The sequence below is a fragment of the Kibdelosporangium banguiense genome (assembly GCF_017876405.1).
GTDB lineage: Bacteria > Actinomycetota > Actinomycetes > Mycobacteriales > Pseudonocardiaceae > Kibdelosporangium > Kibdelosporangium banguiense.
The window spans coordinates 9,588,008-9,612,738 of the sequence record NZ_JAGINW010000001.1 but is presented as its reverse complement, the minus strand read 5'-3'; the positions used below and the strand labels follow the sequence as shown (position 1 = coordinate 9,612,738).

Here is a 24,731-nt window from a genome sequence, read left to right as displayed (position 1 = left end):
CGTGGTGCCTTTCGCGAGTCGAGCTCAGCCGGCGGCGATGGTCGTGGAGATCAGGTCCAGCAACGGCCGGGGATCGACGGCCGGATACATATGCCCGCCAGGCAGCCCGACCAGCGAGAATTCCGCGGAGGTGACCTTTTGCCAGCCGTCCACGTCATGCCGGGAAACGAATGTGTCGCCGGTGGCGAAAATCGCCGTCACCGGAACGTCGAGCGGTTCGGTGTTCCCCGACGTGTACGTCTCGTCCATCTCGAAGTCGGCGCGCAGACTCGGTAGCAGCAGTTCACGTAATTCCGGGAAATCGAACGCCTCATGCCGGAAGCCGGTCGTCTTCTCGACATGCGCCAGGAACTCGTCGTCGGTGAGCCCGGCCACGTCGCTGACTCGGCCTGCGCAGGGCGGCCGGGCTGCGCTGACGAACAGGTGCACCACCTTGTTGTGCCCGGCGCCGACGATCCGCCTGGTGAGCTCGTAAGCCAGTGCCGCACCCAGAAAACAATGCCCGAACAGGGCGACCGGCCCGGCGCCTGCGGCCCTCAGGGCGTCCGGGAGCAGGCCGTCAGCGGCTGCGTGCAGGTCACGGTACGGCTGCTCGTCCAGCCGTCGCTCGCGGCCAGGCAGCTGCAACGGCGCCGCCGTGACTCCCACGAGTCCCATGCCATTCCACGGGTGAAAGAAACTCGCACCACCTCCGGCGAACGGAAGACAAAGAAGCGGCACACTGCTGTGCTCGATACGCATATCCGCAGTGACTCCTGGCGATGAATCGGATCGGCGTGAGCCGGGCCGGTCTGACCAATCGAGAGCATGGCGTGATCCACTCCGGCGACATCGGGCATTTTCTTGCCGTCCAGGCGGATCCGCCGTTGGTCAAACTACGGTCGATCGGCGGGGCTAACCACGTACTGTCGATCAGTGGCTATCGCGATCACGGGAGGAGTTCAATGAGCCTGGCCAGCCGCTGCTGGGTAGGCGTGCCGGAAACCGCGTGGAGCGTGTGCAGACGCTGACGTGACTGTGAACTCACCATCACCGCGAAGTCGAAGTCGAGGCGGCCGACGCGTTCGTCCAGCACACTCACCGTCGAGCTGTACGACGCGGAAACCTGGTGTTCCTCCCACAGAAGGGAGAACTCCGCGCTTTTCGCACGGAGATCCGTGACAAGCGCCACCGCGTCCGCGTCGTAGTTGCGCTGGGCGACGATGATGCGCAGATATGCGACGTAGGAGCGGCCGATGGCCTCCTGTCGCTCCGGAGAGTCCATAATGGATCGCCATCGGCCGGAGACGAACCAGGACCAGAACATGTTCCCCTCCCAGCCAGGCAGGCCGGCGAAGCGGCCGAACAGGCTGACGTGCAACTCGTTCTGTGCCATGACGGTGGCCAGTTCGTCCGCGACGAACGCCGGTGAGGTCGCGGCCAGCGTCCGCATGACCGAGAGCAGCTTGGGATCGATGAAGTCGTCCGGTTTCCGCACCGCGGGAGCGACGTGCCCCGCCAGTTCGTACAGGTACGCGCTCTCCTTCGAGTCCAGCCGCAAGGCCTTGGCCAGACCGGCAAGGATGGCGGTCGAGGGCTGTGGGCCACGGCCTTGCTCCAGCCGTTCGTAGTAGTTCGTGGACATGTTCGCCATGCGCGCCACCTCGTCCCGGCGCAGTCCCGGTGTCCGGCGGCGTGTACCGCCGCGCAGCCCGGCCATCGCCGGTGACAACGCCTCACGCCGCCGTCGCAGGAAATCGGCGAGCTCATACCGCATGGTCGTTTCACTGCCCGGGTTACCGTGCACGCACCGTGGCCAATCTCGTCGACACGATCTCGCACCGTAGCGAACGGTGCGGGAGTGTGACGTCCCGAAGCAGGCGCTTGGCAGGTCTACGCCTCGTTCCGTCGGGTGACTGGTCGGACCCTCATGGTCCTCGTTTTCGCCGCTGACGCTGTGCCGGCCACGAACACCATTCCAGTCAGCGCGAGCAGGAAGGCCGTTGCGAGTAACCCGGCGCGTCTCAACGATTGACGCATGTCTCTCCTCTTCGAGAAGGGGGCTGTGTTGCCGGGGCAAGTATCGGCAGCCGCCTTCATCGAATCGGCATCGTCGCGTTCATCGCGCCGGGCTGTCCTGGCCGAAATCCCGGTTACCCGGTTCGTTCGTGGTTGAGGGCACCAGAGTGGAACACCGCGAGTTCGACGCCGTCGAACCCGGCCTCCCGGACGATCCCGGTCAATGCGGGCCCGATCTCCGGCCGGCGGAGCAGGTCCGGGTCGAGTTCGACCCTGCCGGTGCCACCGAGGTCGCGTACTCGCAGGTCCCGGCTCGGTGTGCCGTTACCCGCGAGCCAGGCTCGGACGGCGACCTCAGCGCGTTCAACCCTGGCCTCTCCGGGCTCGAACAGCACCGCCCGCTCATCGCGGCCGGGGCCGTCGACATCGTCCAGACGGCCGGGGGCTGGGGTATCACCCACTTCCTGCGGGTTGCCGCCTTCGCGCTGGCCCACGACCTGCCCGTCAGCCCCATCGGCACCTCACCGATCGGTCTGCTGCACGCGGCGACCTCGGTGCCCAACCACCTGGTCAGCGAACTTCAGGACCTCGTGCCACCGTTGGGCGTCTGCGTCGACCACCACGTCGAGGACAGCGCGTACGTCCTCGGTGACCGTCCAGGCCTGGGCATCAGCCTGGACGAGGAGACGATCGCCGCCGCCGGTCACCGGCTGCCTGACCCGAGATCCGGCGGTTCCCACATCCGGCCCGACCACGCCGGGCGCCGCCTGGTCCCGAACCGCTGAGCCCACCCGTCCGAACCGTATGTCCTGGGCACCCTGAGGAGATCGACATGGACCGCTTGTCGCGCTATGGCATGGTGATCCGGCTACGGCCGGAGCGCCGTGAGGAGTACCTGCGGCTGCACGCCGCAGTCTGGCCCTCGGTCGAGCGGATGCTGCTCGAGGCCAACATCCGCAACTTCACCATCTTCCTGCACGACGACCTGCTCTTCGGCTACTACGAATACATCGGCGACGACCACGCCGCCGACCAGGCCCGCATCGCCGCCGATCCCGAATCGCAGCGCTGGTGGGCCCTGACCGACCCCTGTCAGGAGTCTCTGACCGCACCCGGTTCAGGCTGGACGCCGATGCCGGAGATCTGGCACCTCCAAGCCGGCTGAAGTCAGCACAGGCATCCTGTTCAAGCTGCGGCGTTCTCCGTCATGCGTTGATTGGAATTCGCCGACGGTCCATTTTGGCTATGATGGCGATCGTTACCTGGTCCGATCGGAGCATCGTTCGTCGGATTACGGACTTTCCTGGGAATGAGCGGGGTGTTTTCCCGGCGGAGTGGGACAGTGAACCCTTTTGCCGGGAAATGCGGTCCGTCAGGCTTGTCGGTGTTCCGTAGATCGAACTCCGATGGACCTGGGAGTGATCATGGCTGATACCGCTGCGACCATTTCCGGCGGGCCGACCGATATCGTGTGGGACATTACGTACGCCTGCCCGCTCCGATGTACGCACTGCTATTCCGAATCGGGCAGGCGTGCGGCACGGCAGTTGTCGCACGACGACATGCTCCGGGTCACCGACGCGCTGCTGTCGCTCGGGCCGTCGACGATCGTGCTGGCGGGCGGGGAACCGCTCATCGTCAAGGGACTCGGCGAGATCATCGACCGGATCACCGCCGCGGGTGCCGAGGTTCTGCTGTACACCAGCGGATGGTCGCTCCCTCTCCCGTCGATTGGCGAAGTGGTCGCCAAATGCGCGGCGGTAAGCGTCAGCCTGGATGGTGCCACCGCCGAGGTGCACGACGCGATTCGTGGCCGTGACGGTTCGTTTGACCGGGCAGTTCGGTCATTGATGATTTTGGACGACGCCGTGCGCGAACGCCGCCGCAATGGCGGAAAGACGTTCGAGTTCGGGCTGGACGCCACGATCGTGCGCAGCAGTTTCGACCAGCTCGATTTGTTCTGCGAGGACCTCGCGCCGCGGTTCGCGGAACTGAGCTATCTGGCCTTCGGACCCGCGATGCCGATCGGTCTCGGCAGCCGCGGCGGTTTCGTAGAGCACGAGTTGCTCAGCGACGACCAGGTCGACCAGCTGACCGGCTCCGCGATGCTCGCCCGCCTCAAGTCGCTGGCGCCGCCGTCGGTCCAGGTCTCCGTGATGGACAACCGTCTGCTGCGCTACCACCCGGACCTGCTTGCCCAAGGCCGGATCCCCGCGATGCAGGTCGAGCCCGACGGGCTCGTGCGAGCGATGGCGATCTACGAGGGCACGGTCGGCAGCCTGCTCACCGAGCCGCCGATGCAGTTGTGGCGGCGTTCGGTCGAGCGGTGGAGCGACCCGTTCGTGGTCGACACCCTCACCCCGGTGCACACGATGAGGCAGTGGGCCGCCGCCACCCGGCGCCTGGACTACCACTTCGGCACCGACGAGGACCGGGCCCGCATCGACCGGCGGCCGGTCTTCCTTCCCCTGATGCCGTCCCGGTGAGCGACTACCGGGCGAACAGCGACACGCCCGGAGGGAGGTGACATGCGATGACGTACGACATCAACGATCTGCAGCTCCTGGAGGAGGCCGAGGCCGACCTCGAGCTGTTCCCGTGCAGGTGCAGCTGCTGATTCATCGCCTGCGGTTCCCGGTCCGCCGTCCCGGGAGGGGCGGCGGACCGGACGGCGTCACCCAAAGGAGAGGCCCGATGTCCACGATCATGCGAGTACCTGCCGTGTCCGTCGCCAAGGCGCTGGCGACTGTGGTCGTGGCCGGGTCGGCGCTGGTGCTTCCGCTTCTGTCCGCCCGAGTGGTCGACGTAATCCTCGACGGCGGTGAACCCGGCGCCGCGCTGTTGGCCTTCGCCGCGGTGCTGGTTCTGGCGATGCTCGCTGAGATGGGCGGCGAAGTGACCGGCGTCCTCGCTGAGACCACAGTGCTCTCGCGGCTGCGGCACCGCCTGATGGGCCACGTTTTCCGTTTGGGAGTACCGGGTTCGCGCCAGTACCCCGTGGGTGACCTGGTCGCGCGCTTCACCGCCAACGCCGCTTTCACGGCCAAAGCCGTGCCCTATCGAATCGAGGCGGCAGTCGGGATCACGGCAGCTGTGGGCGGTTGGCTCGCGCTGTCTGTGATCGACTGGCGGGCGGGCGCGGCCTTCGCACTGGGCACTGTGCCACTTCTGGTGCTCATCAGGCGCCGGCTGCACACGTCCACGAGTCGTTTCGCCGAATATCTCGAGCAGCTGGCCGCGATCTCGGCACGGCTGACGGACGCGCTCGCGGGCAGCCGGACCATCCGTGCCTCAGGCACGCTGGACCGTGAGGTGCGCCGGGTGCTGGAGCCGTTGCCGGCGCTCGCCGCTTCCGGACGGGCCACATGGGACGTTCGCCGGGCCGTGTCCTGGCAGGTCGGCTTGGCCCAGCACGGACTCACCGTCCTGGTGCTCGTCGTCGTGGGACTGGGTGTCGCGGCCGGCCGGACGTCGCCGGGCGACTTCCTTGCCGCGGCGCTGTATCTCACGGTCGCGCTGGGATTCGTTCAACAGCTCGACACCTTGCTCTTCCTTGCCGACGCGCGTGCCGGTGCCAGGCGGGTCCACGATGTACTCCTTGAGCGACCACGGTTTCAGGCTGGCGGTGACGTAGTGACCGACGGGCCGGGTGCGCTGGCATTCCGGGGGATTCGCGTCTGCGCCAACGGCAGGACTGTGCTGGACGGGATCGACTTGGACGTACCGGCCGGCACAGTGCTGGGTGTCGTGGGCCGTTCGGGAAGCGGAAAGAGCACGCTCGGCCTGCTGGCGGGCCGGCTCATCGATCCCGATGAGGGCGAGGTGCTGCTGGACGGAGTGCCTCTGCACACCCTCGCGCCGGAGCAGGTGCGCGCCGCCGTCGGTTATGCCTTCGACAAGCCGGTTCTTCTCGGCGGCACCATTCGTGACGCGATCAGCTTCGGCCGATCGTTGCCAGACCGGCACGCGGTGGAGCGCGCTTGCCGGCTGGCCCAGGCCGAGGACTTCGTGCGCAGGCTGCCTCGTGGCCTCGACACGCCACTGGCCGAGGCGCCGTTGTCAGGTGGGGAACTGCAGCGGCTGGGGCTGGCCCGCGCGATGGTCGAGCCGGGACGGGTGCTGGTGCTCGACGACGCGACGTCCAGTTTGGACACAGCCACCGAGGCCAGACTGGCGGTGGCCTTCACCGGGGCGTTGTCCGGTCGCACCCGGCTGCTTATCGCCCATCGTGCGATCACCGCGGCACGGACGGATGCGGTTGCCTGGCTTGACCATGGCCGAGTCCGGGCTGTCGCGCCCCATTCGCAGCTGTGGGAGACGGAGCCTGACTACCGGGCCATCTTCGGAGCGGAGAAGCTGTCGTGACCGCGCGGATATGGCGCACCGGTCCCGGATACCGCCTGCTGATCTCGGTTCTGCGCGGGCGGCGCCGTGCCCTGGCGTGGATCCTGCTGTGGTCGGTGCTGGAATCGTTGCCACCGTTGCTGTCCGGGTTGCTCGTGTCGTTCGCCATCGACGGCTTCCTCAACGGTGACGTCGGCGGCGCACTCGGCTCTCTGGGACTGTTCCTGGCTGCCGCGTTGGTGGGCGCACTGGCCACGAGGCAGATGTTTCCGTGGCTCGCGGACGTGGTGGAGTCGGTCCGCGACTCGTTTGTGGTCGCCACCGTCGAAGGCGTCCTCGCCGAGGCCGTCCGGTCCACGGGCCCGCCGGACGCGGCCGGTGTCGCACGGCTGACCGAGCACGTGCAGTCGGTGCGTGAGGTGCTCTTCGCCCTGTTGCGGATCGTCCGGCAGATCGCCTTCGCGGTGGTGGCCGCGCTGATCGGGCTGTGTCTGCTCGCCCCGATCGTCGCGCTGGTCACGATGATGGCGGTGGGGTTGGCGATCGCTGTCTTCGTCACACGCATGGCCAGGCTGGCCGCGACCCAGAAAGCGGTCCTGCTGGCCGAGGAAGCGGTCGCCCAGCGCGCCGGTGCGGTTTTCGGCGGCATCCGGGACGTGGTCGCGTGCGCGGGGGAGCGCCAGGCCATGGCCGACGTCGGCAGGGCAGTGGACGATCACGTGCAGCTGACCCGGACATTGGCCAGGACGACCGCGTTCCGGATGGTGCTCATCTTCGTCGGTTGCGGGCTCCCGCTGGTGGCTTTGCTGGCAGCGGCGCCGTGGTTGTTGCGCAACGGCCACCTCAGCGTCGGCGAGCTCGTCGGCGCGGTGACCTACCTGACCACCGGGCTCGAGCCGGCGCTGCGCAGGATGCTGGAGGTGCTCGCGACCTGGGGCCTGGAGATGGCAGTGAGCGTCGTCCGGCTGGGAGAAGGTTTCGCCGCGGGCGGCAGCGCACGGACCGGAAGACCCGTCCCGGCCCAGGGAACTCTTACCGCCCAGGGACTTACGTTCGGCTACGGCCCGCACGCCGCACCGGTGTTCCGCGATCTCGGGCTCCGGCTGGCCGAAGGCGAGCATCTCGCCGTGGTCGGCCCGAGCGGAACCGGCAAGTCGACACTGGTGAACCTGCTCGCAGGGCTGTTGCCGCCGGGACGCGGCGAGATCACGCTCGGCGGGACGCCGCTCGGCGACATCACGGACGCCGACCTGAGGCGGACGATCGTCCTCATTCCCCAGGAAGCCTATGTCTTCGCCGGAACCCTGCGCGAGAACATCTGCTATCTCGCCCCGGATGCCCGCGAATGCGAGATCTCGGCAGCCGTGGCCGCCGTGGGTTTGGGCGCGGTCGTCGCCCGGCTGGGCGGCCTCGATGCCGCGATTGGCGCAGGGGGTGCCGAGCTGTCCCACGGCGAGGCGCAACTCGTCGCCCTGGCCAGGGTTTACCTGTCGCAGGCCAGGATCGTGATCCTCGACGAGGCGACGTCCGGGCTCGACCCCGATGCGGAGGCGACGGCGGACGCCGCGTTCGCCGGCAGCGGGGTGACGCTCATCGTGGTCGCCCACCGGATCAGCTCCGCCCGTCGCGCAGGCCGCGTACTTCTGCTCGACGGCGACACAGCGGTGACCGGCACCCACGACGAGTTGCTCCAGCGCTCCACCACCTACGCGGATCTGGCCGGCCACTGGCGGCTCCCTGTGAGGCCAGGATGAACGCCGACGACGTGTTGTTGACCGACTGTGCCGCCGCGGCATTGGCGCGCTGCGACCTGCCGGGCTGGCAGCTCAAACCTGGTGACTTCTGGTGCTATGTGGAGCCCGCGGCCGGACGATCCCAGGTGCAGGGCTGGAAACTGCATGTCTCGGCGACGCCGCTGTCCGCGCCGGTGGTTCTCGCGCGGTCTGCCGAGGTCCTGCTGCGTCACGGGTGCCCGTTCAAGTTCGCCATCGGCCTGAGCCAGGTGGAGGAACTCGGGCACCGCCTGTGCGACCGGGCCGGTGGCGGCAAGTTCATCACCGCCTATCCCGGCCGCGGCCTCGACGACCTCCGCGTGCTGGCCGAGGAACTGCACCGGGCGACCGAAGGCTTGCCTGGCCCCGGCGTACTTTCGGATCGGCGGTATCAGCCGGGCAGCCTCGTGTACTACCGGTACGGCGGGTTCACCGGCGTACGAATGCTCAGCAACGACGGTGTCTACGAAGCGATGCTGGTGCATCCCGATGGTGGTCTCGTGCTGGACCGGCGCAAGGCCTGGTACTCCCCGCCTGCATGGGTGCCGCGGGATCCGTTCGCGCCCGCGGTTTCCAAGCGGGCGCCCAAGCCGGTGCTGCTGGCCGAGCGTTACCTCGTGCGCGAAGTGATCCGGCATTCCTTCAACGGCGGCGTATTCCGTGCGGTCGACCAGGAAACCGGCACCGAGGTCATCGTCAAGCAGGCGCGCCCGCACACCGGGGCCGCGCTGACCGGTGAGGACGTCCGTGACCGGCGGCGGCACGAGATGGCCATGCTCGAGCTGTTCGACGGATCCGGGGCCACACCTCGGCCGTTGGGCGTCTTCGAACAACAGGGCGAGGTGTTCCTGGTCCAGGAGTCGTTGCCGGGAACCGTTCTGCGGCAGTGGGTACGTGACAACCCCGACGACATCGCCTGGCGGCAGATCGCGCTCGAGCTGGTCGGCCTACTGGACCTTGTGCACGGCCAAGGCCTGGTGGCACGGGATTTCACCCCGAACAACATCATGGTCATGCCGGACGGCGGCCCTCGGCTGATCGATCTCGAACTGCTCGCCGAGCCGGGCACCTGTGTGGTCCGGTCGTACACGCCCGCATACGGTGCACCGGAACAGATCCAGGGCAGCTCACCCGGCCCGGCGCCGCAGCAGTCCGCCGACCTGTTCGGCCTCGGTGCCACCTTGTTCTACCTGGCCAGCGGCGCGGATCCCTTGCTCTGTGCGGATGAACCGCGGACGCGTGAGACGGGGGAGCGGGTCGGGAGCTGGCTCGGCCGTGTGGGGCAGGAAAACGAGGCCGCTCGTCGGCTGGCACCGATCATCATCGCGTTGATGCACGAGGATCCGGATCGGCGCCCGCACCTCGGGGCCGTCCGCGCGTATCTCGCCCACGAGGACCTGAAACCCTTGCCGGTCAACGTGACGGCATGCGCGGAGATCGGCGGTGACGAACTGGACCGGCTGATTGCCGACGGCTTCGGTTATCTGCTCGACATGATGCGCCCGGGCGACACCCCGCGGCTGTGGCCGTCCGGGGACTTCGGAACCACGACCGACCCGCTCAACGTGCAGCACGGCGCCGCCGGTGTGTTGTGCGTGCTGACCCGCGGCTGTCAGGCGGATGTCGAGCTGACTGGTGCCGTCGCCGCGACGGCGGGGTGGATCGCCCAACGCGTGCACCATGAGCCCCGCATCCTTCCCGGTCTCCACTTCGGCCGGTCAGGAACCGCTTGGGCCCTGCTGGAGGCCGCGACACTCCTCGGCGACGAGGACCTTGAGCGCACCGCGACCGACCTCGCCATGCAGGTGCCCGTCCGCTGGCCGAATCCGGATGTCTGCCACGGCGTGGCCGGAGCAGGGCTTGCCCAGCTCCGCTTCTGGGAAGCAACCGGCGATGAGGAGTTCCTGGCCAGGGCACGCGCGGCGGCCGACACCCTGGTCGCCGCGGCGCGGCGCCGGGACGACGGCACGATCCGCTGGCCGATCCCGAGGGACTTCGAATCCACCATGGCGGGCGTGTCGCACTACGGTTTCGCCCACGGAATCGCCGGAGTGGGCACCTTCCTGCTCGCCATGGCCATTCTGACCGCCGAGGACGGCTACCTCGACCTGGCTACCGCCGCCGCGGACACGCTCAGCGCGGCGGCCGAACGTGACCGCGGCGCGGCCTACTGGCCGAGCGGAGACGGCGGCGGTGCGCGTAAGACCAACTGGTGCAGTGGATCCTCCGGTGTGGGGACGTTCCTGGCACGGATGTGGCAGCACAGCCGAGACGACCGGTACGGCCGACTGGCCGCCGAGGCCGGAGTCGCGGTCCGGCGTACCCGATGGCACGCCGGACTTTCCCAGTGCCACGGCCTTTCCGGTGACGGCGACTTCCTACTGGACCTGGCCGGGCTCACCGGGAACGACCAGTACCGCGACTGGGCCGCCGAGCTCGCGGTGAGCCTGCGGGTACGGGCGGCGCTGCGGGACGGACGCCTGGTGGTGCCGGACGAGACCGGCGCCGCCGTGTACGCGGACTTCGGGACCGGGCTCAGTGGCGCGCTGTCATTCCTGCTGCGGCTGCGTAGTGGCGGTCGACGCCCATGGCTGCCGCATTTGCTGACAACTGCTTGTCCTGATCGGGCGCCGCGACAGGCGGCACAGCCGTCAGGGAGCGCTTAGGCCGATGAGCCGTGCCCGCGGCCACGCCGAGACCGCCTTTGTGGGCCAGCACGATGGCCTCGGGCCTGCCGGTGACGTGCAGTTTGGCGAAGATGGTGGAGACATGATTGCTGATCGTCTTGACGGCGACCCTGAGCTGGTGGGAGATGGCGGAATTGGACAGACCCGTCGCCATCAGTTCCAGCACCTGCAGTTCCCGTTCGGTCAGACGGGCGAACGTGGCGTTGCCCAGCGCCGGGGCCGGCCGGGTCAGCAGCCCGGCGAGGCGTTCGCTGACTCGCGAGCCGAAGACCGCACTGCCGGTCGCGACACAGCGGACCGCCTGGACGATCTCGGTGCTGTCCGCGTCCTTGAACAGGTATCCACGCGCGCCCGCCTGTACGGCGGAGTAGCAGGAGAGGTCCTGGTCCTGCCAGGTGAACGCGAGCACGGCCACCGTGGGCACGGCCGCCCGCACCTCCTCGATCACGGCGAAGCCACGCTGCTGCGGGTCCAGCACCAGCACGTCCGGCTGGTGGGCCATTGCCTCCCGCACGACGTCGGATCCGTCGCCAGCTTCGCAGACCACCACGATGCCGGGCTCGGCTTCGAGAACCAGACGCAGGCCGTACCGCAGAACAGGTTGATCATCACACAGCATCACCGACAACGACATGTCATCCCCCGTAAGGCTCAGTCGACGAGCTATCGCGTGGCTCGGCCCAGCGCCGCAGAGCTCCCCAGGCCCAGGCTCGGCACACATCGACCCATACTGGAGATGGGGGCTGGACCCAGCGCTGGACTGGCGGCTGGAGCGCGCACTGACCCGGATACTGTCCGTGGTGTGCGGTCACCCTACGGAGCCTTCCGGACACCGTGCCGGGGCGCTAGATTTGTCCCGGTCCCCTCAGGAGGAGGCGGGACATGCCGGGGTATCAAGGGGGCGGCCACCTGCGTATCGAGGTGCTCGGTCGCCTGCGGGTACTCCGCGGGGGCACCGCCGTCGATCTTGGTACCCCGCAGCAGCGGGCTGTGCTCGCCGTGCTCATCCTGCACGCCAACCGGCCACTCGGCCGGGAGAAGTTCATCAACGCGGTCTGGGGCCTGCAGGCGCCCGAATACGCGGTCAACCTGCTGCAGAAGCACGTTTCCCGGCTGCGCAAGTCGTTGGCGCCGCCCGCGGGTGACCCGGCTGGACCGGACCTGGTGACCTGGACCGACGCGGGCTACGTGTTCACCGTGCGGCCCGGCGAGCTGGACCTCGACGATTTCGAACGTGAGGTCGACCAGGCCGCCGCGGCCCGGGCCGCAGGCGACCTGCCCAAAGCGGCCCAGGCACTGCGCACCGCGTCGGAACTATGGCGCGGACCGCTGTGTGATGGCCTCACTGGCCCGTTTCTGGAGGCGTACCGGGATCGGCTGGCCGAACGGCGCGTCGGCGTGCTGGAGGAGCAGATCGAACTGGAGCTGTCCATCGGCGACGGTGCGGACCTGGTCGGGCAGCTGCGCGACCTGGTCGCCGAACACCCGCTGCGGGAACGGCTTCGCGGGCTTCTCATGCTCGCCCTGTACCGCTCGCAGCGCCAGGCCGATGCACTGGCCGCGTACCACGACACCCGCCAATATCTGCTTGAGGAGCTGGGCATCGAGCCTGCCGCCCGGCTCCGGCAGCTCTATCAGCGGATGCTGTCGGCCGACCCGGCGCTCATGCCCGGGACCGGCGAGCCGGTCACGGCGCCGCCTGATCCGGTGTCCGTCGCGGTGCCGGTCCGGTCGATCCCGGCTCAGCTCCCGCACCGGGTCGCGCACTTCGTCGGCCGCGAGGACCAGCTGGCTCAACTACGTCGGCTCAGGCCCGGCGACAGCGGTTCCCCGGCGCTCGTCGTGATCACCGGTACGGCAGGGGTGGGCAAGACAACCCTCGCGGTGCACTGGGCCCACCAGGTGCGTGACCAGTTTCCCGACGGTCAGCTCTACGTGAACCTGCGCGGGTTCGACGCGGCCGGGACCCGCGTGGAGCCGAGCGACGCGCTCATGGCGTTCCTCAACGCGCTCGGTGTTCCGACGATCCAGATCCCGCCGCAGGTGGATGCGCGGGCGGCGTTGTTCCGCAGCGTGCTGAGCGACCGCCGGGTGCTGGTGGTGCTGGACAACGCCGGGACCGCCGAGCAGGTACGCCCGCTGCTGCCCGCGTCCGACGGTTGCCTGACGATTGTGACCAGCCGTAACTGGCTCAACGGCCTGGTGGCTGTCGATGGTGCCGAACGGCTGAACCTCGATCTGTTCAACACCGACGAGGCCCGCCAGATGCTGTCCCGCCGCCTCGGCGACCACCGGCTGAGCGCTGAGCCGGACGCGGTCGAGGAGATGCTGGCCTCCTGCGCCGGACTTCCCCTTGCCCTGACCATCGTCGCCGCTCGTGCCGCCTTCTACTCGGCCTTCCCGCTCGCCGTGCTGGCCGGTCAGCTTCCTGCGCACCAGGCCGGTCTCGACGCGTTCCGCGGCGACGACCAGTCCACGGACCTGAGGGCAGTCATCTCCTGGTCGTACCGTGTGCTGGAGCCCGGTCCGGCCCGGCTGTTCCGGTTGATGGGTGGTCATCCAGGACCCGACATCACGATCGCGGCAGCCGCCAGCCTGCTGGGTGAGAACCTCGCCACGGCCGGTGCGGCGTTGACCGCGCTGGCCACTGCCCATCTGGTCGACGAGCGCACTCCCGGCCGATACAGCTTCCACGACCTGCTGCGTGCGTTCGCCATCGAGGAAGCAGAAGTCGTCGAGTCCGATTCGGACCGTCAGGCGGCGCTGCAGCGGGTGCTGTACCACTATCTGCGGACCGCGCAGTACGCCGATCTGCTCATCAGCCCGGACCGTGAGCCGCTCGCCACGGTGCCGCCGGTCGAGGGCGCCGTGGTGGCCGGACCCGCCGACGAGGTGGCGGCCCTGTCGTGGTTCGCTGCGGAGTTGCCGGTGCTGCTGGCGAGCGTCGACCTGCCACACCGGACGCGGCTGGACGCCGTCACCAGCCGGTTGGTCTGGGGGCTGGGGACCTTCCTTGACCGCCGGGGCCACTGGCACGAACGCCGGTACGACGAGGGCTATACCGGCTACCGGGAACTGCTGGAGCACTCCGGCCGGTCGGGAGACCAGAGCGGGCAGGCACACGTCCATTTCCACCTGACCTGGGTGCTGGAGCGGCAGGGCAAGCACCGGGAGGCGCTGGCGCACGCCCAGCAGGCCGCGACGTTGTTCACCGAGTCGGGCAGCAAGGGCGGGCTCGCGGACTGCCTCAACGCGATCGGCTGGTGTTACGCCCAGCTGGGGGACACCGAGCACGCGATCGCCAACTGCTCGCAGGCACTGGTTCTGCACCGGCAGGCCGGCCACCGGGCGGGCGAGGCGCACACTTTGGACAGTCTCGGCTACGCCCACCAACGGCTCGGCAAGCACGACAAGGCAGTGCTCTACTACGGTCGTGCCGTGGAGCTGTGGAGCGAGCTGGGTGTCCCGTTCTACGAGGCGGACACGTTGACCAGGGTCGGGGATGCCCACCACGCCAACGGAGATCTCGGCTTGGCGCGGGACGCGTGGCGGCGGGCCCTGCTCGTGTTCGAAGGTTTCGGCCACCCAGGTGCCGATGAGATCAGGTCCAAACTCGACGATGTGAAAGGCGGAGATTCCTAAGATGCCCGATGTTCCGATCAGCCAGCAGGACATCGACAGCCTCGCCCATAAGCTGGGCAGGCTGGAGCCGGAGCTCACCGAGAGCGAGAAAGCGTTGCTGGCGTTCATGTTCAGCGTCGCGGCCGACGCGATCCGGCGTTCGGAGAGCGATACCGTGGCCAGCCCGCTCGTCTCGCTGACCGAGCAGCAGGACGCCCCGGTCGTGGTGTCGGTGCAGACGTCACCGTCCTCGATCCGCGACCAGTTCGCCAGTGCCTTCACCCCGGCGCGGCCGGGCGTCAAGCCCGTTCCCGGAAGCATCGGGCCCGGCTCGCGTCCCGCCGAGTGACCGGGATCGCCTCGCCCACGATGCTTTCCACGCCCGAACAGCGTCGTGCGTACCCCGTCACGCTTGTCTCGATGCCGTTCATGGAGGCTTACCGGCCCTCGATCCAGATCGGCTTGCTGAAGGCCATCGGCACGGCCAACGGATTTCCCGTCCGCACGCTGCACGCCAATGTGGACTTCGCGGTCCGCGTCGGGATCGACCGGTACCAACTGCTGTCCGAGCACCGCGGGCAGCAGTTGGGCGACTGGCTGTTCTCGCTGGCCGCCTTCGGTGACCTGGCGCCCGATCCCGGCTCGGACTGGGTGGACGACTTCGCCGGAGAGCTGACGGGGGCCGGGCGGTCCCGCACTGAGATGCGCGATCTGCTGTTGCGGACCAGGCTGGAGGAGGTTCCCTCCTATCTGGACTCGATGCTGGCCGTGCTGGTCCGCCACGAGCCCAAGGCCGTCGGTTTCACCTGCACGTTCCAGCAGAACACGGCATCGTTCGCGCTGGCCCGCCGGATCAAGCAGCACGACCCGGGCATCGTGACGATCTTCGGTGGCGCGAACTTCGACAGCGACATGGGCGTGGAGCACGTCCGCGCGGTGGACGCCGTGGACGTGGCCGTCATCGGGGAAGGGGACGTGGCTTTCCCGATGCTGCTGGACTCGCTGGCCACCGGTGGCGACGTCGGCTCGGTGCCCGGTGTCGCGCGCCGGGTCGGCGAGACCGTCCAGACCACGCCGCAGGTGCCGCTGCTGGAAAAGCTCGACGACCTGCCCGTGCCGGACTACGACGAGTACTTCGAGCGGGCTGAGCATCTCGGCCTGCTGCACGACAGTGATCGAGGTGATATCTGGATTCCGTTCGAATCGGCACGCGGATGCTGGTGGGGCGCCAAGCACCACTGCACGTTCTGCGGGCTGAACGGGACGTCGATGCGGTTTCGCGCGAAGTCCGCCCAGCGCGTGTTCGACGAGCTCGCGCACCTGACCCGGCGCTACCGCGGCTTCCGCTTCGCCGCCGTGGACAACATCCTCGAGCTGGACTACCTCAAGACGCTGCTGCCGATGCTGATCGACCGCGACACGGACTACGAACTCTTCTACGAGGTCAAGGCGAACCTGACCCGCGCCCAGCTCAGACTGCTGGCACAGGCGGGCGTACGGCGGCTGCAGCCGGGGCTGGAATCGTTGAACTCGCATGTGCTCCGGCTCATGCGTAAGGGAGTCACGGCCGCGCAGAACGTCAGTCTGCTGCGCTGGGCCCGTTACTACGGCATCCAGGTCGAATGGAACCTGCTGTGGGGATTTCCGGGGGAGACCGAGCAGGACTACGCCGAGCAAGTGGCCGCGGTGCCGCACCTGGTCCACCTGCAGCCGCCCACGGGCGCGAGCCGGATCTGGCTCGAGCGGTTCAGCCCGCTGTTCACCGATCCTGGCCTGATGAGCCGGCGTCACACCGGACCCGAACCCAGTTACCGAGCGGTCTACCCGAACGGCGTCGACCTCGATCGGGTGGCTTACTTCTTCGAGTACGCGCTGACCGACCCGTTGCCCGACACCGTGTACGACCGCCTGGCCGACGCCGCCAAGGACTGGGCGGATGCCTGGACCGGCTCGGAGATCCCCAGCCTGACGTACTCGTCGGCGCCGGGCTTTCTGCAGATCCACGACACGAGACCGGGACGGCAAGGCACCTACTGCTTCGAGGACACCCTCGCCGAGATCTATGTCGCATGTGGTGAACGGCCGATGTCGGCGCGGGCGGTCCGCGACAAGCTCCAGCTGACCATGGCAGTGGACACGATCCAGGACGTGTTCGGCGAGTTCGCCCAGCGAGGCCTGATGTTCCTCGACGGGCCGAGGGCGCTGGCCCTTGCGCTACCGGCCACCCCTGACCGCTGATTTTCGTTGTCCTGTAACCGATGACATCCGCAAGCGAAGCAGTGTCCTTTCTGATCTCCGACGCTCACGTGCTCACCTCAGGTGGAATGCGTTCAGAATCGTCTGATCGACTGAGTTTCCGTCGGCGTCGCGGGCGGATGCTTTGAGGGATACCGATTTCGCGCCCGCTGGGTGGGTGAGGATCGTGAACCGCTTGCCGTTCACGGTCAGCACAGGCACAGGTTTCCAGGTTGTCCCGTTGTCGTGCGAGACCTGCACGGCAGGTTTCCCTGCTGTTGCGTCGGCGTTGTGCTCCACAGTTATCGGGACCACTGTTGGGATGGCGCGAGGCGCCTGGTTGTACGCGTTGAGTGCGGGTGTGAACCGGACTGTCAGCAGGGGCAGTGGTTTCGGGACGGAGGCCGGTGTGGTGTCCGATGTGAATGTCCAGTCCGCGGTGACAGTGCCGGACAGGCTCAGTGGGTTGCGGGATTCGCTGTGTACGGAGTAAGTCCGAAGCCCTGGTGGGACGTTGAATGCCACGAACCCGCCGTACGGTGTTGTGCTGAGTGGTTTGCCGTCCAGGTAGAGCGTGGTGCTGCCGGTGCCGTCGGCCGTGCCGAACAGGTCGCCGGCGGTGCCGTACCGGTTGGGTGACTGGTCGGTGGCCAGTCCGACGTTGACCACGAGCAGGTTGTCGATCCTGAACGAGCGGCTCCGCCCCTCGGTGGGCAGGGCGGGCCCGAACACGCCGAAGTTCCATTTCTCGCTGGTGTCCTCGGTGAAAACACGGGGAGTGGCCCGGAAAGCGTGAGTGTCCCGCCTCGCGGAATCGAGTTGGGTGAAGTTCCCCTCCCACGGGACGCCGGGTGTGTAGAACTCGTTCAGCGTGTACGGCAGTTGTTTGACGACCACCGATTCCCGGTCGCCGTACTTGCCTGGCGCTGTGGTGGCGTGTTCTGAGCGCACCTTCACCAGTTGGCTGTCGTGGACCCGGTGCATCGGCTCCGCGGGTACGCGCCGGTCCGTAGTCTGGCGCAAATTGTAAAGATACGTGGTGGTGGTGAAGCCACTCTTGCCGTCCGGTTCTGCCATCCGGGATTCAGCGATGTACGTGAACTGTCCTGGTGGCGCGGAGGTTCGCGACGGCAGCACGGACAGGGCGCCGTGGTACTTGATCGTGTATTCGTCGGAGATCGCCTGTCCTGAAGGCATGCCCCGGTCGGTCCGGATGGTCATCACGCCAGGTCTCGCTCCTGGGTTGTCCACAGTGAACCCCGCGGGCCTGGCGGTTCGAGTGTCCACAGTGAACGAGGAATCCCTGGCGACCACGTACTCGGGCTCGCTGGCAAGGGCCGTTCCAGCGGGTGTTCGTACCGCCGCATGGAAGTAGTGGACTCCTTTGGCAAGTCTCGCGACGACTGTGCCGGACGCGTTGTGCTTCGCGACTGATTTTGCCCGGTCGAGGTCGGTGAACGTGTAGCTGTAGTCAGGCGTCGGATTGCCGTCCAGGCCGATGAACCGGACGGTGACGTCGTAGCTCTCGAGCTCGCGGTTGACCGCAATCGGTGTGCGAATGTCACCCGTCAGGACGACACCGCTGTAGAGCCCGTCCGGTGCGGTGATCCTGGTGTCGATCGTCACCGTGACCTGTGCCTGGCCGCCCGCTGGGATGGTGACAGTGCTCGGTGAGAAGGTGAACATGCCTGCGGGGGCAGGGTTTCCAGCCGGGTCGCGGATCTCGATGGTCGGCGACGCGGTGATCGGCACCGTGCCGGAGTTGTGGTACGTCAAGGTTTTCGTGATCGGCACGTCGTCGTGGTGTGGCCATCGCGCCACGCCTGCGCTGATACTTGCCGGTACCGCCTGGAGGGTCTGGCTGACCGCGCGTGCGACGTCGAGCCGTCCCGCGCCCTGCTCGAACACCGACAGCGTGGGATGCGGCTTCGCGCTGCCCATCAGCGTGGCCTTGATCCGCTCGGGTCCCCAGTCCGGGTGCTGCCCGGCCAGGATCGCCGCGGCCCCAGCGACATGCGGTGTGGCCATCGAGGTTCCGGACTTACGGACGTGGGTGTCGTCGACGGGCTCGCCCGTGGTTCCGTGCCGGGTCTTGGCGGCGGCGATGCCCACGCCCGGCGCGGTCATGTCCGGTTTGATGGCGTCGTCCCCGAACCGCGGGCCGCGAGTGGAGAACTCGGCGAGCTGGTCGTTGTGGTCCACCGCCCCGACGGTCAGCGCTGAATCCGCCGCGCCCGGAGGGGCTGGTGGCTGGATGGGGTTATTGCCCGCCGCGATCACGAACAACGTCCCCGTCTCGGCGGTGAGCCGGTCGACTGCCTGGGACAACGGATCAGTGCCGTCACTGGGGGAGAAGAAGGAGAGGCTCATGTTGACCACGTCCGCGCCCTGCGCAGTGGCCCACTGCATCCCGGCGATGACCTGCGACTCCGTGCCGAAACCCGCGTCGTCGACCACCTTCCCGTTCAACAGCTTGGTGTCCGGTGCGACACCCGGGTACTTGGGGTGATCGCCGGTGATGATCGAGGCGACATGGGTGCCATGCCCGAAGTAGTCGTCCGGTCCGGTGGTGGCGGTGGAGAAGTTCTCGGCCTTGAGAACCGCGCCGGCCAGATCCGGGTGCGAAGCGTCGATTCCCGTGTCGAGCACGGCCACGGTCGTGCCTGTGCCCGTGTGGCCGGAACGCCAGGCTTCGGGGGCGCCGACCTGCGGGATGCTCTTGTCCAGCGCGGCCCGGACCGGGCCGTCGAGCCAGATCTTGCTGTCCGGCGGCAACTGGGAAAGGCCGATCGCTTTGTCCATGCGGACCGCGGTGCCGTGAATGCTGGGCAGGTCCAGGACTTTGGTCGCGGCGATGTCCGGTCCGCTGACGATCAGCGGGATGTCTGTGCGTTGGGTGTCGTCGTAGCCGCCTGCCACCAGTTTGGTGACGTTGAACAGCCGTGGGTCGATCCGGTTGGCCTGGAGTAACGGCACAGCGTCGTCCGGCACGACGTGGATGTCGCCGTACACGTCCTTGCTCTGGCGGAACCCGATCCGTTCGCGACCCCTGGCGGGCAGCACGCGCGCGCCGCGCGGCCCGCCAAGAACCACCTTGTCGCCCGTGAGCAACGTGATTGTGCTGGTGGGAACCGTTTCCGCGGGAGCGGCGACGGTCACTCCCACCGGAACAGCAAGACCCCAGGCCACCAGGCCGGTGATCACGCCCAATGCTGATCTTTTGCGGCTCATACCCTGAAGATCCCTGAGCGCGTTGACCCGTTGCGTTGAATCATCACGATTTTGTCTGGAGATTCTGCCGGCGGTAGTCGAGGACCGCGTTCACCGCCCTGAGAGTGTGTGCCGCCTTGCGCATCTCGGGCGGAAGAACGTCTTCCGTTCAACGTATTCTTTGTATACATTGCATGCGATGGACGTTTACGAGGAGGTCCGCGGCTTGATCGTGCTCGGCACGTATCCCGCCGGGCGGCCGGTCACCGAGCTGGAGCTGTGCGAACGGCTTGGTGTGAGCCGTACGCCGGTGCGGGAGGCGTTGCGGCGACTGGAAAGCGACGGTTTGGTGCGGGCCGCGCGGCGTGGTGTGACGGTAGTCGAGTTGGATGCCAAGGCGCTGCGGAACGCCTACCTCGTGCGCGCTTCTTTGGAGGCGTTGACCGCGGAGCTGGCCGCATGCCGGCAGCGGGAGGGCGAGCTGTCTCCGGCGAGCCTTGCCCGGCTGGTCGAGCATGCTGATCTGGCTGATCAGGCTACGCGGCAGGGGGATCTGGTCGCGGGTGTCCGGCACAACCGGGCGTTCCACCAGTACATCGGCACGCTGGCAGACAATCCGGCGGCGTTGGAGGTGCTGGAGCGGATCTGGGACCAGATCACGGTCTCCACGCGGGCATCGTTGACCGCGCCGGCGCGGCCGGTCCGGGTGGACGAGGAGCACCGGCGGGTGATCGACGCCATCACGCGCGGCGATCCGCAGAAGGCCGCCGCGCACGCGCGTGAGCACGTCCTGGCCACGATGTCCGTTCTCACCGACCAAGGAGAAGAAACGTGAGCAGGCAGCACGATTATCAGGTCACGGTGCGCTGGAGCGGCGACACCGGGGCCGGCTACCGCGGCTACGTGCGGGATCACGACGTCGTCGTCGAGGGCAAGCCGGTGCTGAAAGGCAGCGCCGACCCGGCGTTCCGCGGCACGCCCGAGCGGTGGAACCCGGAAGAGCTGCTGGTCGCTTCCCTGTCGGAGTGCCACATGCTCACGTTCCTGTCGCTGTGCGCGCGGGCCGGTGTGGTGGTGACCGACTATGTGGACGCTGCCAGTGGTGTCATGCGGGAGGAGCCGGGCAACAGCGGCCGGTTCACCGAGGTCGTACTGCGACCGGAGGTGACCTTCGCCGACCCTGCCAAGGCCGAGCAGGCCGAGACACTGCACAAGCAGGCGCACGACACATGTTTCATCGCCAACTCGGTGAACTTCCCCGTCCGGCACGAGCCGGTCACGACCAGTCCGTGAGCACGGCGCAGGCGGACGAGCACGCTCGGCGAAATCCTGTTCTGGGACGGGCTCAATGTCAGTGGCCGAGTGTGAAGCCGATGGCCGCGCCGCCGCCGGGGCGTGGCTCGGCGAAGACCTCGCTGCCGTGGGCTTGGGCGATGGAACGCACCACGGCCAGTCCGAGGCCGGAGCCGGGTAGACCGCGTGCCGCCTCCGCCGAACGAGACCGTCACGAGCTGGAACCGCTCATCGCCGGAGGTGAACCCCCGGCATCGGCAGGTCGAGCGGTGGCTTGTCGCCCGGCGCAAGGCGAGGGGGCGGTCACGGTGCTGACTGACAGTGCCCGCAGGCGGTGTGTCGCGCGTCTGGCCGTGCTCGCCCTGCTCGCGTGCTGCGTACTCGCAGGCACAATCCCAGCAGCCGTCGAGTTGTCCCGGCAGGGTCTCGACTCGTGGACGAGCATCGAGCCGTTCCTCGACCACCGCGATGCGGATCGCCCTGGCGTGACAGGCCCGGACCAGCTTTCGGCGATTCTGTCGTGAGAGCAAGGCCGCTTACGACGCGGTCGCAACCTAGTTCCGTGTTCTGCGTCTTGTGTTGGGTAGGGGCTCACCACAAGATCGGGGGATCGGTATGGACTACAAGCGCGGCGCCAGAAGCTATGTCGGTACAAGGATATTGGCCGCTGTACTCATCAGCGCTCCCATCGCGCTGACCGGATGCACCAGTTCGACTGACCAGCCGCCGGCAACCACACAGCCGCCAGCAACCACACAACAGCCGGCAGGTACCACGCAAACGGCGTTGCAGGCTGCCGCGTCAACCAGTAGCACACCCGCAGCCACTGTCGCGCCGTCGAATCCGGCGAGTGCGAGCGCCACCAAGCCGGACTTCCCGCCTGCGGTCACCCGGCTTGACCATGGTGGCACGTATTGGGGCGTGTACGTCGTGGTGGTCCGCACAGGACAGACGCAACAGATCTCGCCAGAAGACCAAAAGCGTCTCGATACGGCGCGGAAGTCCTTGACAGACATAGGATACAAGCCGGACAGCGGAGCGTTCGACGTCGGTTGCGAGCAGGGCCTCGTCGAAGCGCTCCGGCTCGATCCCCAGCGCCAGTACGCCGCGACCCGGATCTTCTTCACGACAGAGACCCGGGCCCAGCAGTTCGTCAAGGCATATCAGCCGGGTGTCGTGGGTACGGCGAAAGTCACCCTGTACTGCATGGACTGACGGCCTGGTGCGGTAACGCCCATCCAGGTGATCAGGTTCTTCTTGACCGTGGCGTCAGCTGGATGGGCAGTGGGTCCTGGGGGTGGATCTGGGGGATCCGCAATTGGCGTTCCGGGGCCGGTACGAAGCCGCTGACGTGTCGACCATGGGTAACGTCGGGCAGTTCGACATCGTCAACGCTGCTTTTCTGCTCAACTACGCCGCGGACAGGGACGAGTCGGACGCCATGTGCCGTGTGGTGGCCGACCACCTCAAGCCCGGCGGCAGGTTCCACTTCACGTTGCCGAACTCCGGCTACGACTTCCACAACAACCCGATTGTCGCCGACGACCAGTACGGCGCGACACTCCACTTGCCGGACGAGATGATGAAGAGCGGGCAGCGACCGTCCGACGGCCTTGCGTTCACATTCGTCCTCCAGTTCGGCGAGCCGGTAACGCTCTCGAACCGATACTGGACGAACGAGTCCTACCGGGACGCGTTGGAAAAGGCGGGAATACACGGAATCAGTTTCACGCCCTGGAAACCGAGCCCTGAAGGTGTGCAGAAGTTCGGCGAGGGTTTCTGGCGTCACTGGATCGAGAACCCGCTTTGTGTCGTCGGTACGGGGTACGTCCCGGAGTGACCGCCACACTCCAGGACGCCCCCGTTTGCCTGACTAGCGCCAGAAAGTGCCGCTGATGGCGGCCCGGACGCGGGACGCCTTGGTGTCCTGCGTCGTACTCCGGGCCCCGGCGGTCGAACTGTCGGCCGGGACGGCGGGACGCGGTTCGTCCGTGCACTCCGATCTCGACGGGGGCAGCACACGGTTGATCAGGTAGTTGTCGACCTTCTCGGTGACGCACCGGTTCGTGCCGTAGTGCCCGTGCTTGCCGCTGTCGCGGACGGAGATCAGCTGGTCGCCGAGCTTCGCGGCCATCGCGGTCCCGCCGTCGGCCTGGATCACCAGGCCTGTGGGATAACCGGCCCGCTTCAACGGGACCAGCTTCTCCGGCGGGGTGAAGGAGCGGAACGTGCAGTTGCTCGGTGCCGCGCCGATTATGCCGCTGCCGTTGCCGTCCGCGTAGGGGTAGCGCTCACGGAACGTCCGCATGTCCTTGGTAGTAGGTGGTGAGGTCAGTCGGCCAGTCGGCTTCGCACGTGACCGTGTCGTACACGCCGTCGTCGACCTTGACGATGCCCTGAGCGTGGAGCAGACCGACTGCGGTGCTCGCGTCCGCCGACACCGCGGTGCCCGCCGACGCCGCCTTGCGGACCTCGGCGACCACCTCGGCGGTCACGTCCCAGACGGAACGCGGTTGCGTGGCCATGGCCATGAACTGGTCCAGGACGGTGCGGTCGAAGGTCCTCGGCCAGTAGGTGGGCCAGTTCTCCGGCCGTTCACGGGTGAACGGGACCGATCGGGTGGCCAGTTGTGCGGCCAGCGCTTCGGTGGTGGCCAGCACCTCGGACTGGGTCTTGCCCAGGTGGTAGGTGTTGTCGCGCTGCCCGGCCCAGGTGGCCCACTGCTCGACGTTGAACCGGGCGGCCACCGACTGCTGCCTGCCTTGTTCCCGCCAGAGCCAGTCGGGGTGCACCGCCGAGTCCAGCACGCTGAGATCCAGCCGCCGGGGGAACAGGCTGCCGTACACCGCTCCCAGGTAGGTGCCGTAGGAGTACCCCACGTAGTTGATCTTCTCTTCGCCCAGGGCGGCGCGGATGACGTCCATGTCCCTGGCGGTGTTGGCTGTGTTGATGAACGGGCGGATGCCACCACCGGCACGACGGCACGCGTCCTCGTGTGCGCGGGCGTACTCGGTGTACGCGGCGAACTCCGCGTCGGTGGGCCGGGTCGTACGCGGCCGCGTGTCGGGGATCCGTTCGCACTTGAGCGCGCTGGACCGGCCGACGCCGCGTGGGTCGAAACCGATCACGTCGAAGTGCTTCGCCAGTTGCGACCCGCGGGCCTGCAGCGGCATGGACAGCCCGCCCCCACCGGGACCACCGGGGTTGAGGAGCACGACCCCCTTGCGCAGCGCGGGATCTCCCGCCTTGATCCGGCTGATCCCGATGCTGAGGCTGCCGTCACCCGGCTTGCGGTAGTTCAGCGGAACCACCACGGTGGCGCACTCCGCCTGCGACCACTGACCCTCCCAGGGATCGATGACGATGCCCTCGTCCGGTTGTTCGGACGGGTCCAGTGGCGTCCGTTCCGGGCACGGGCTCCACTCGGGCTGTTGGTCAGTGAACCCGGCGATCCCGTCCGGAGCGGCAGCGGCGGCAGGGGGCACCCCGGCCACCAACCCGCCGCCCAGGACGGCCACCAGCCCGGCGGTGAGCCACCTTCGTCTGTCCCTACTCGACATTCTCACTCCCT

At 67.7% G+C, this 24,731-nt stretch carries 19 protein-coding genes and 2 pseudogenes; 14 read left to right on the top strand and 7 right to left on the bottom strand.

Annotated elements, in window-relative coordinates; translation table 11 throughout:
- Nucleotides 1–24: 24 nt before the first annotated feature.
- Nucleotides 25–741 (bottom strand): thioesterase II family protein, encoded by a 717-nt coding sequence (locus tag JOF56_RS43590; protein WP_209645421.1) that lies wholly within the window; start codon nt 739–741, stop codon nt 25–27.
- Nucleotides 742–928: 187 nt separating this feature from the next.
- Entirely contained in the window at nt 929–1,756 is an 828-nt protein-coding gene (locus JOF56_RS43585; protein WP_209645420.1) for a helix-turn-helix transcriptional regulator, read from the bottom strand.
- Between the two features lie 391 nt (nt 1,757–2,147).
- Between JOF56_RS43585 and JOF56_RS58720 the strand changes: the two genes are divergently transcribed.
- The 6 genes and pseudogenes from JOF56_RS58720 to lanL form a co-directional block, all read left to right on the top strand.
- On the top strand, nt 2,148–2,783 hold the full coding sequence (locus JOF56_RS58720) for an enolase C-terminal domain-like protein (RefSeq protein ID WP_307855518.1): 636 nt from the start codon (nt 2,148–2,150) through the stop codon (nt 2,781–2,783).
- A 47-nt stretch (nt 2,784–2,830) separates the two neighbouring features.
- Nucleotides 2,831–3,163: an L-rhamnose mutarotase gene (locus JOF56_RS43575; RefSeq protein ID WP_209645419.1), complete on the top strand. Its 333-nt coding sequence runs from the start codon at nt 2,831–2,833 to the stop codon at nt 3,161–3,163.
- A 259-nt stretch (nt 3,164–3,422) separates the two neighbouring features.
- The gene (locus JOF56_RS43570; RefSeq protein ID WP_209645418.1) at nt 3,423–4,484 is read left to right on the top strand and encodes a radical SAM protein; all 1,062 of its coding nucleotides are present in this window, start codon (nt 3,423–3,425) and stop codon (nt 4,482–4,484) included.
- A 208-nt stretch (nt 4,485–4,692) separates the two neighbouring features.
- The gene (locus tag JOF56_RS43565) at nt 4,693–6,363 is read left to right on the top strand and encodes an ABC transporter ATP-binding protein (RefSeq protein WP_209645417.1); all 1,671 of its coding nucleotides are present in this window, start codon (nt 4,693–4,695) and stop codon (nt 6,361–6,363) included.
- The gene (locus JOF56_RS43560; RefSeq protein ID WP_209645416.1) at nt 6,360–8,096 is read left to right on the top strand and encodes an ATP-binding cassette domain-containing protein; all 1,737 of its coding nucleotides are present in this window, start codon (nt 6,360–6,362) and stop codon (nt 8,094–8,096) included. The genes JOF56_RS43565 and JOF56_RS43560 overlap by 4 nt, the downstream gene beginning before the upstream one ends.
- Nucleotides 8,093–10,648, top strand: a pseudogene (gene lanL / locus JOF56_RS58715) (class IV lanthionine synthetase LanL); the annotation flags it as partial. The gene JOF56_RS43560 and the pseudogene lanL, both read left to right, overlap by 4 nt.
- Before the next feature lies 1 nt (nt 10,649).
- Here the strand turns inward: lanL and JOF56_RS43555 are convergent.
- On the bottom strand, nt 10,650–11,435 hold the full coding sequence (locus JOF56_RS43555; RefSeq protein ID WP_209645415.1) for a LuxR C-terminal-related transcriptional regulator: 786 nt from the start codon (nt 11,433–11,435) through the stop codon (nt 10,650–10,652).
- Between the two features lie 248 nt (nt 11,436–11,683).
- Between JOF56_RS43555 and JOF56_RS43550 the strand changes: the two genes are divergently transcribed.
- From JOF56_RS43550 to JOF56_RS43540, 3 genes are read left to right on the top strand one after another with little or no spacing between them, the layout of a single operon-like run.
- On the top strand, nt 11,684–14,443 hold the full coding sequence (locus JOF56_RS43550) for an AfsR/SARP family transcriptional regulator (RefSeq protein ID WP_209645414.1): 2,760 nt from the start codon (nt 11,684–11,686) through the stop codon (nt 14,441–14,443).
- A 1-nt stretch (nt 14,444) separates the two neighbouring features.
- On the top strand, nt 14,445–14,771 hold the full coding sequence (locus JOF56_RS43545) for a hypothetical protein (protein ID WP_209645413.1): 327 nt from the start codon (nt 14,445–14,447) through the stop codon (nt 14,769–14,771).
- A 20-nt stretch (nt 14,772–14,791) separates the two neighbouring features.
- Nucleotides 14,792–16,660 carry a RiPP maturation radical SAM C-methyltransferase gene (locus JOF56_RS43540; protein ID WP_209648838.1) on the top strand — a complete coding sequence of 623 codons (1,869 nt, stop codon included), beginning with the start codon at nt 14,792–14,794 and terminating at the stop codon, nt 16,658–16,660.
- Between the two features lie 72 nt (nt 16,661–16,732).
- Here the strand turns inward: JOF56_RS43540 and JOF56_RS43535 are convergent, their stop codons facing one another.
- A complete protein-coding gene (locus tag JOF56_RS43535; RefSeq protein ID WP_209645412.1) occupies nt 16,733–19,888 on the bottom strand; it encodes a S8 family serine peptidase in 3,156 nt (1,051 codons plus the stop codon).
- Nucleotides 19,889–20,066: 178 nt separating this feature from the next.
- Here JOF56_RS43535 and JOF56_RS43530 point away from each other — a divergent pair, with 178 nt between their 5' ends.
- Both JOF56_RS43530 and JOF56_RS43525 read left to right on the top strand, forming a co-directional pair.
- Nucleotides 20,067–20,702: a GntR family transcriptional regulator gene (locus JOF56_RS43530; RefSeq protein WP_209645411.1), complete on the top strand. Its 636-nt coding sequence runs from the start codon at nt 20,067–20,069 to the stop codon at nt 20,700–20,702.
- Nucleotides 20,699–21,160, top strand: a complete 462-nt coding sequence (locus tag JOF56_RS43525; RefSeq protein WP_209645410.1) for an OsmC family protein — start codon at nt 20,699–20,701, stop codon at nt 21,158–21,160. Before JOF56_RS43530 ends, JOF56_RS43525 begins: the two co-directional genes overlap by 4 nt.
- Before the next feature lie 58 nt (nt 21,161–21,218).
- On the opposite strand, the pseudogene JOF56_RS60895 reads toward JOF56_RS43525, so the two are convergent.
- Nucleotides 21,219–21,344, bottom strand: a pseudogene (locus JOF56_RS60895) (ATP-binding protein); the annotation flags it as partial.
- 124 nt (nt 21,345–21,468) lie between these two features.
- On the opposite strand from JOF56_RS60895, the gene JOF56_RS43520 reads away from it, so the two are divergent.
- The 3 genes from JOF56_RS43520 to JOF56_RS43510 all read left to right on the top strand — a co-directional run bounded on the left by JOF56_RS43520 (nt 21,469) and on the right by JOF56_RS43510 (nt 23,000).
- The gene (locus JOF56_RS43520) at nt 21,469–21,684 is read left to right on the top strand and encodes a hypothetical protein (protein WP_209645409.1); all 216 of its coding nucleotides are present in this window, start codon (nt 21,469–21,471) and stop codon (nt 21,682–21,684) included.
- Nucleotides 21,685–22,165: 481 nt separating this feature from the next.
- A complete protein-coding gene (locus tag JOF56_RS43515) occupies nt 22,166–22,375 on the top strand; it encodes a hypothetical protein (protein ID WP_209645408.1) in 210 nt (69 codons plus the stop codon).
- Nucleotides 22,376–22,457: 82 nt separating this feature from the next.
- The gene (locus tag JOF56_RS43510; protein WP_209645407.1) at nt 22,458–23,000 is read left to right on the top strand and encodes a class I SAM-dependent methyltransferase; all 543 of its coding nucleotides are present in this window, start codon (nt 22,458–22,460) and stop codon (nt 22,998–23,000) included.
- Between the two features lie 33 nt (nt 23,001–23,033).
- Here the strand turns inward: JOF56_RS43510 and JOF56_RS43505 are convergent, their stop codons facing one another.
- Both JOF56_RS43505 and JOF56_RS43500 read right to left on the bottom strand, forming a co-directional pair.
- Nucleotides 23,034–23,468, bottom strand: coding sequence for an alpha/beta hydrolase (locus JOF56_RS43505; RefSeq protein WP_209645406.1), 435 nt, complete (start codon nt 23,466–23,468; stop codon nt 23,034–23,036).
- The gene (locus tag JOF56_RS43500; protein ID WP_209645405.1) at nt 23,452–24,720 is read right to left on the bottom strand and encodes an alpha/beta fold hydrolase; all 1,269 of its coding nucleotides are present in this window, start codon (nt 24,718–24,720) and stop codon (nt 23,452–23,454) included. Before JOF56_RS43500 ends, JOF56_RS43505 begins: the two co-directional genes overlap by 17 nt.
- Between the last annotated feature and the right edge of the window lie 11 nt (nt 24,721–24,731).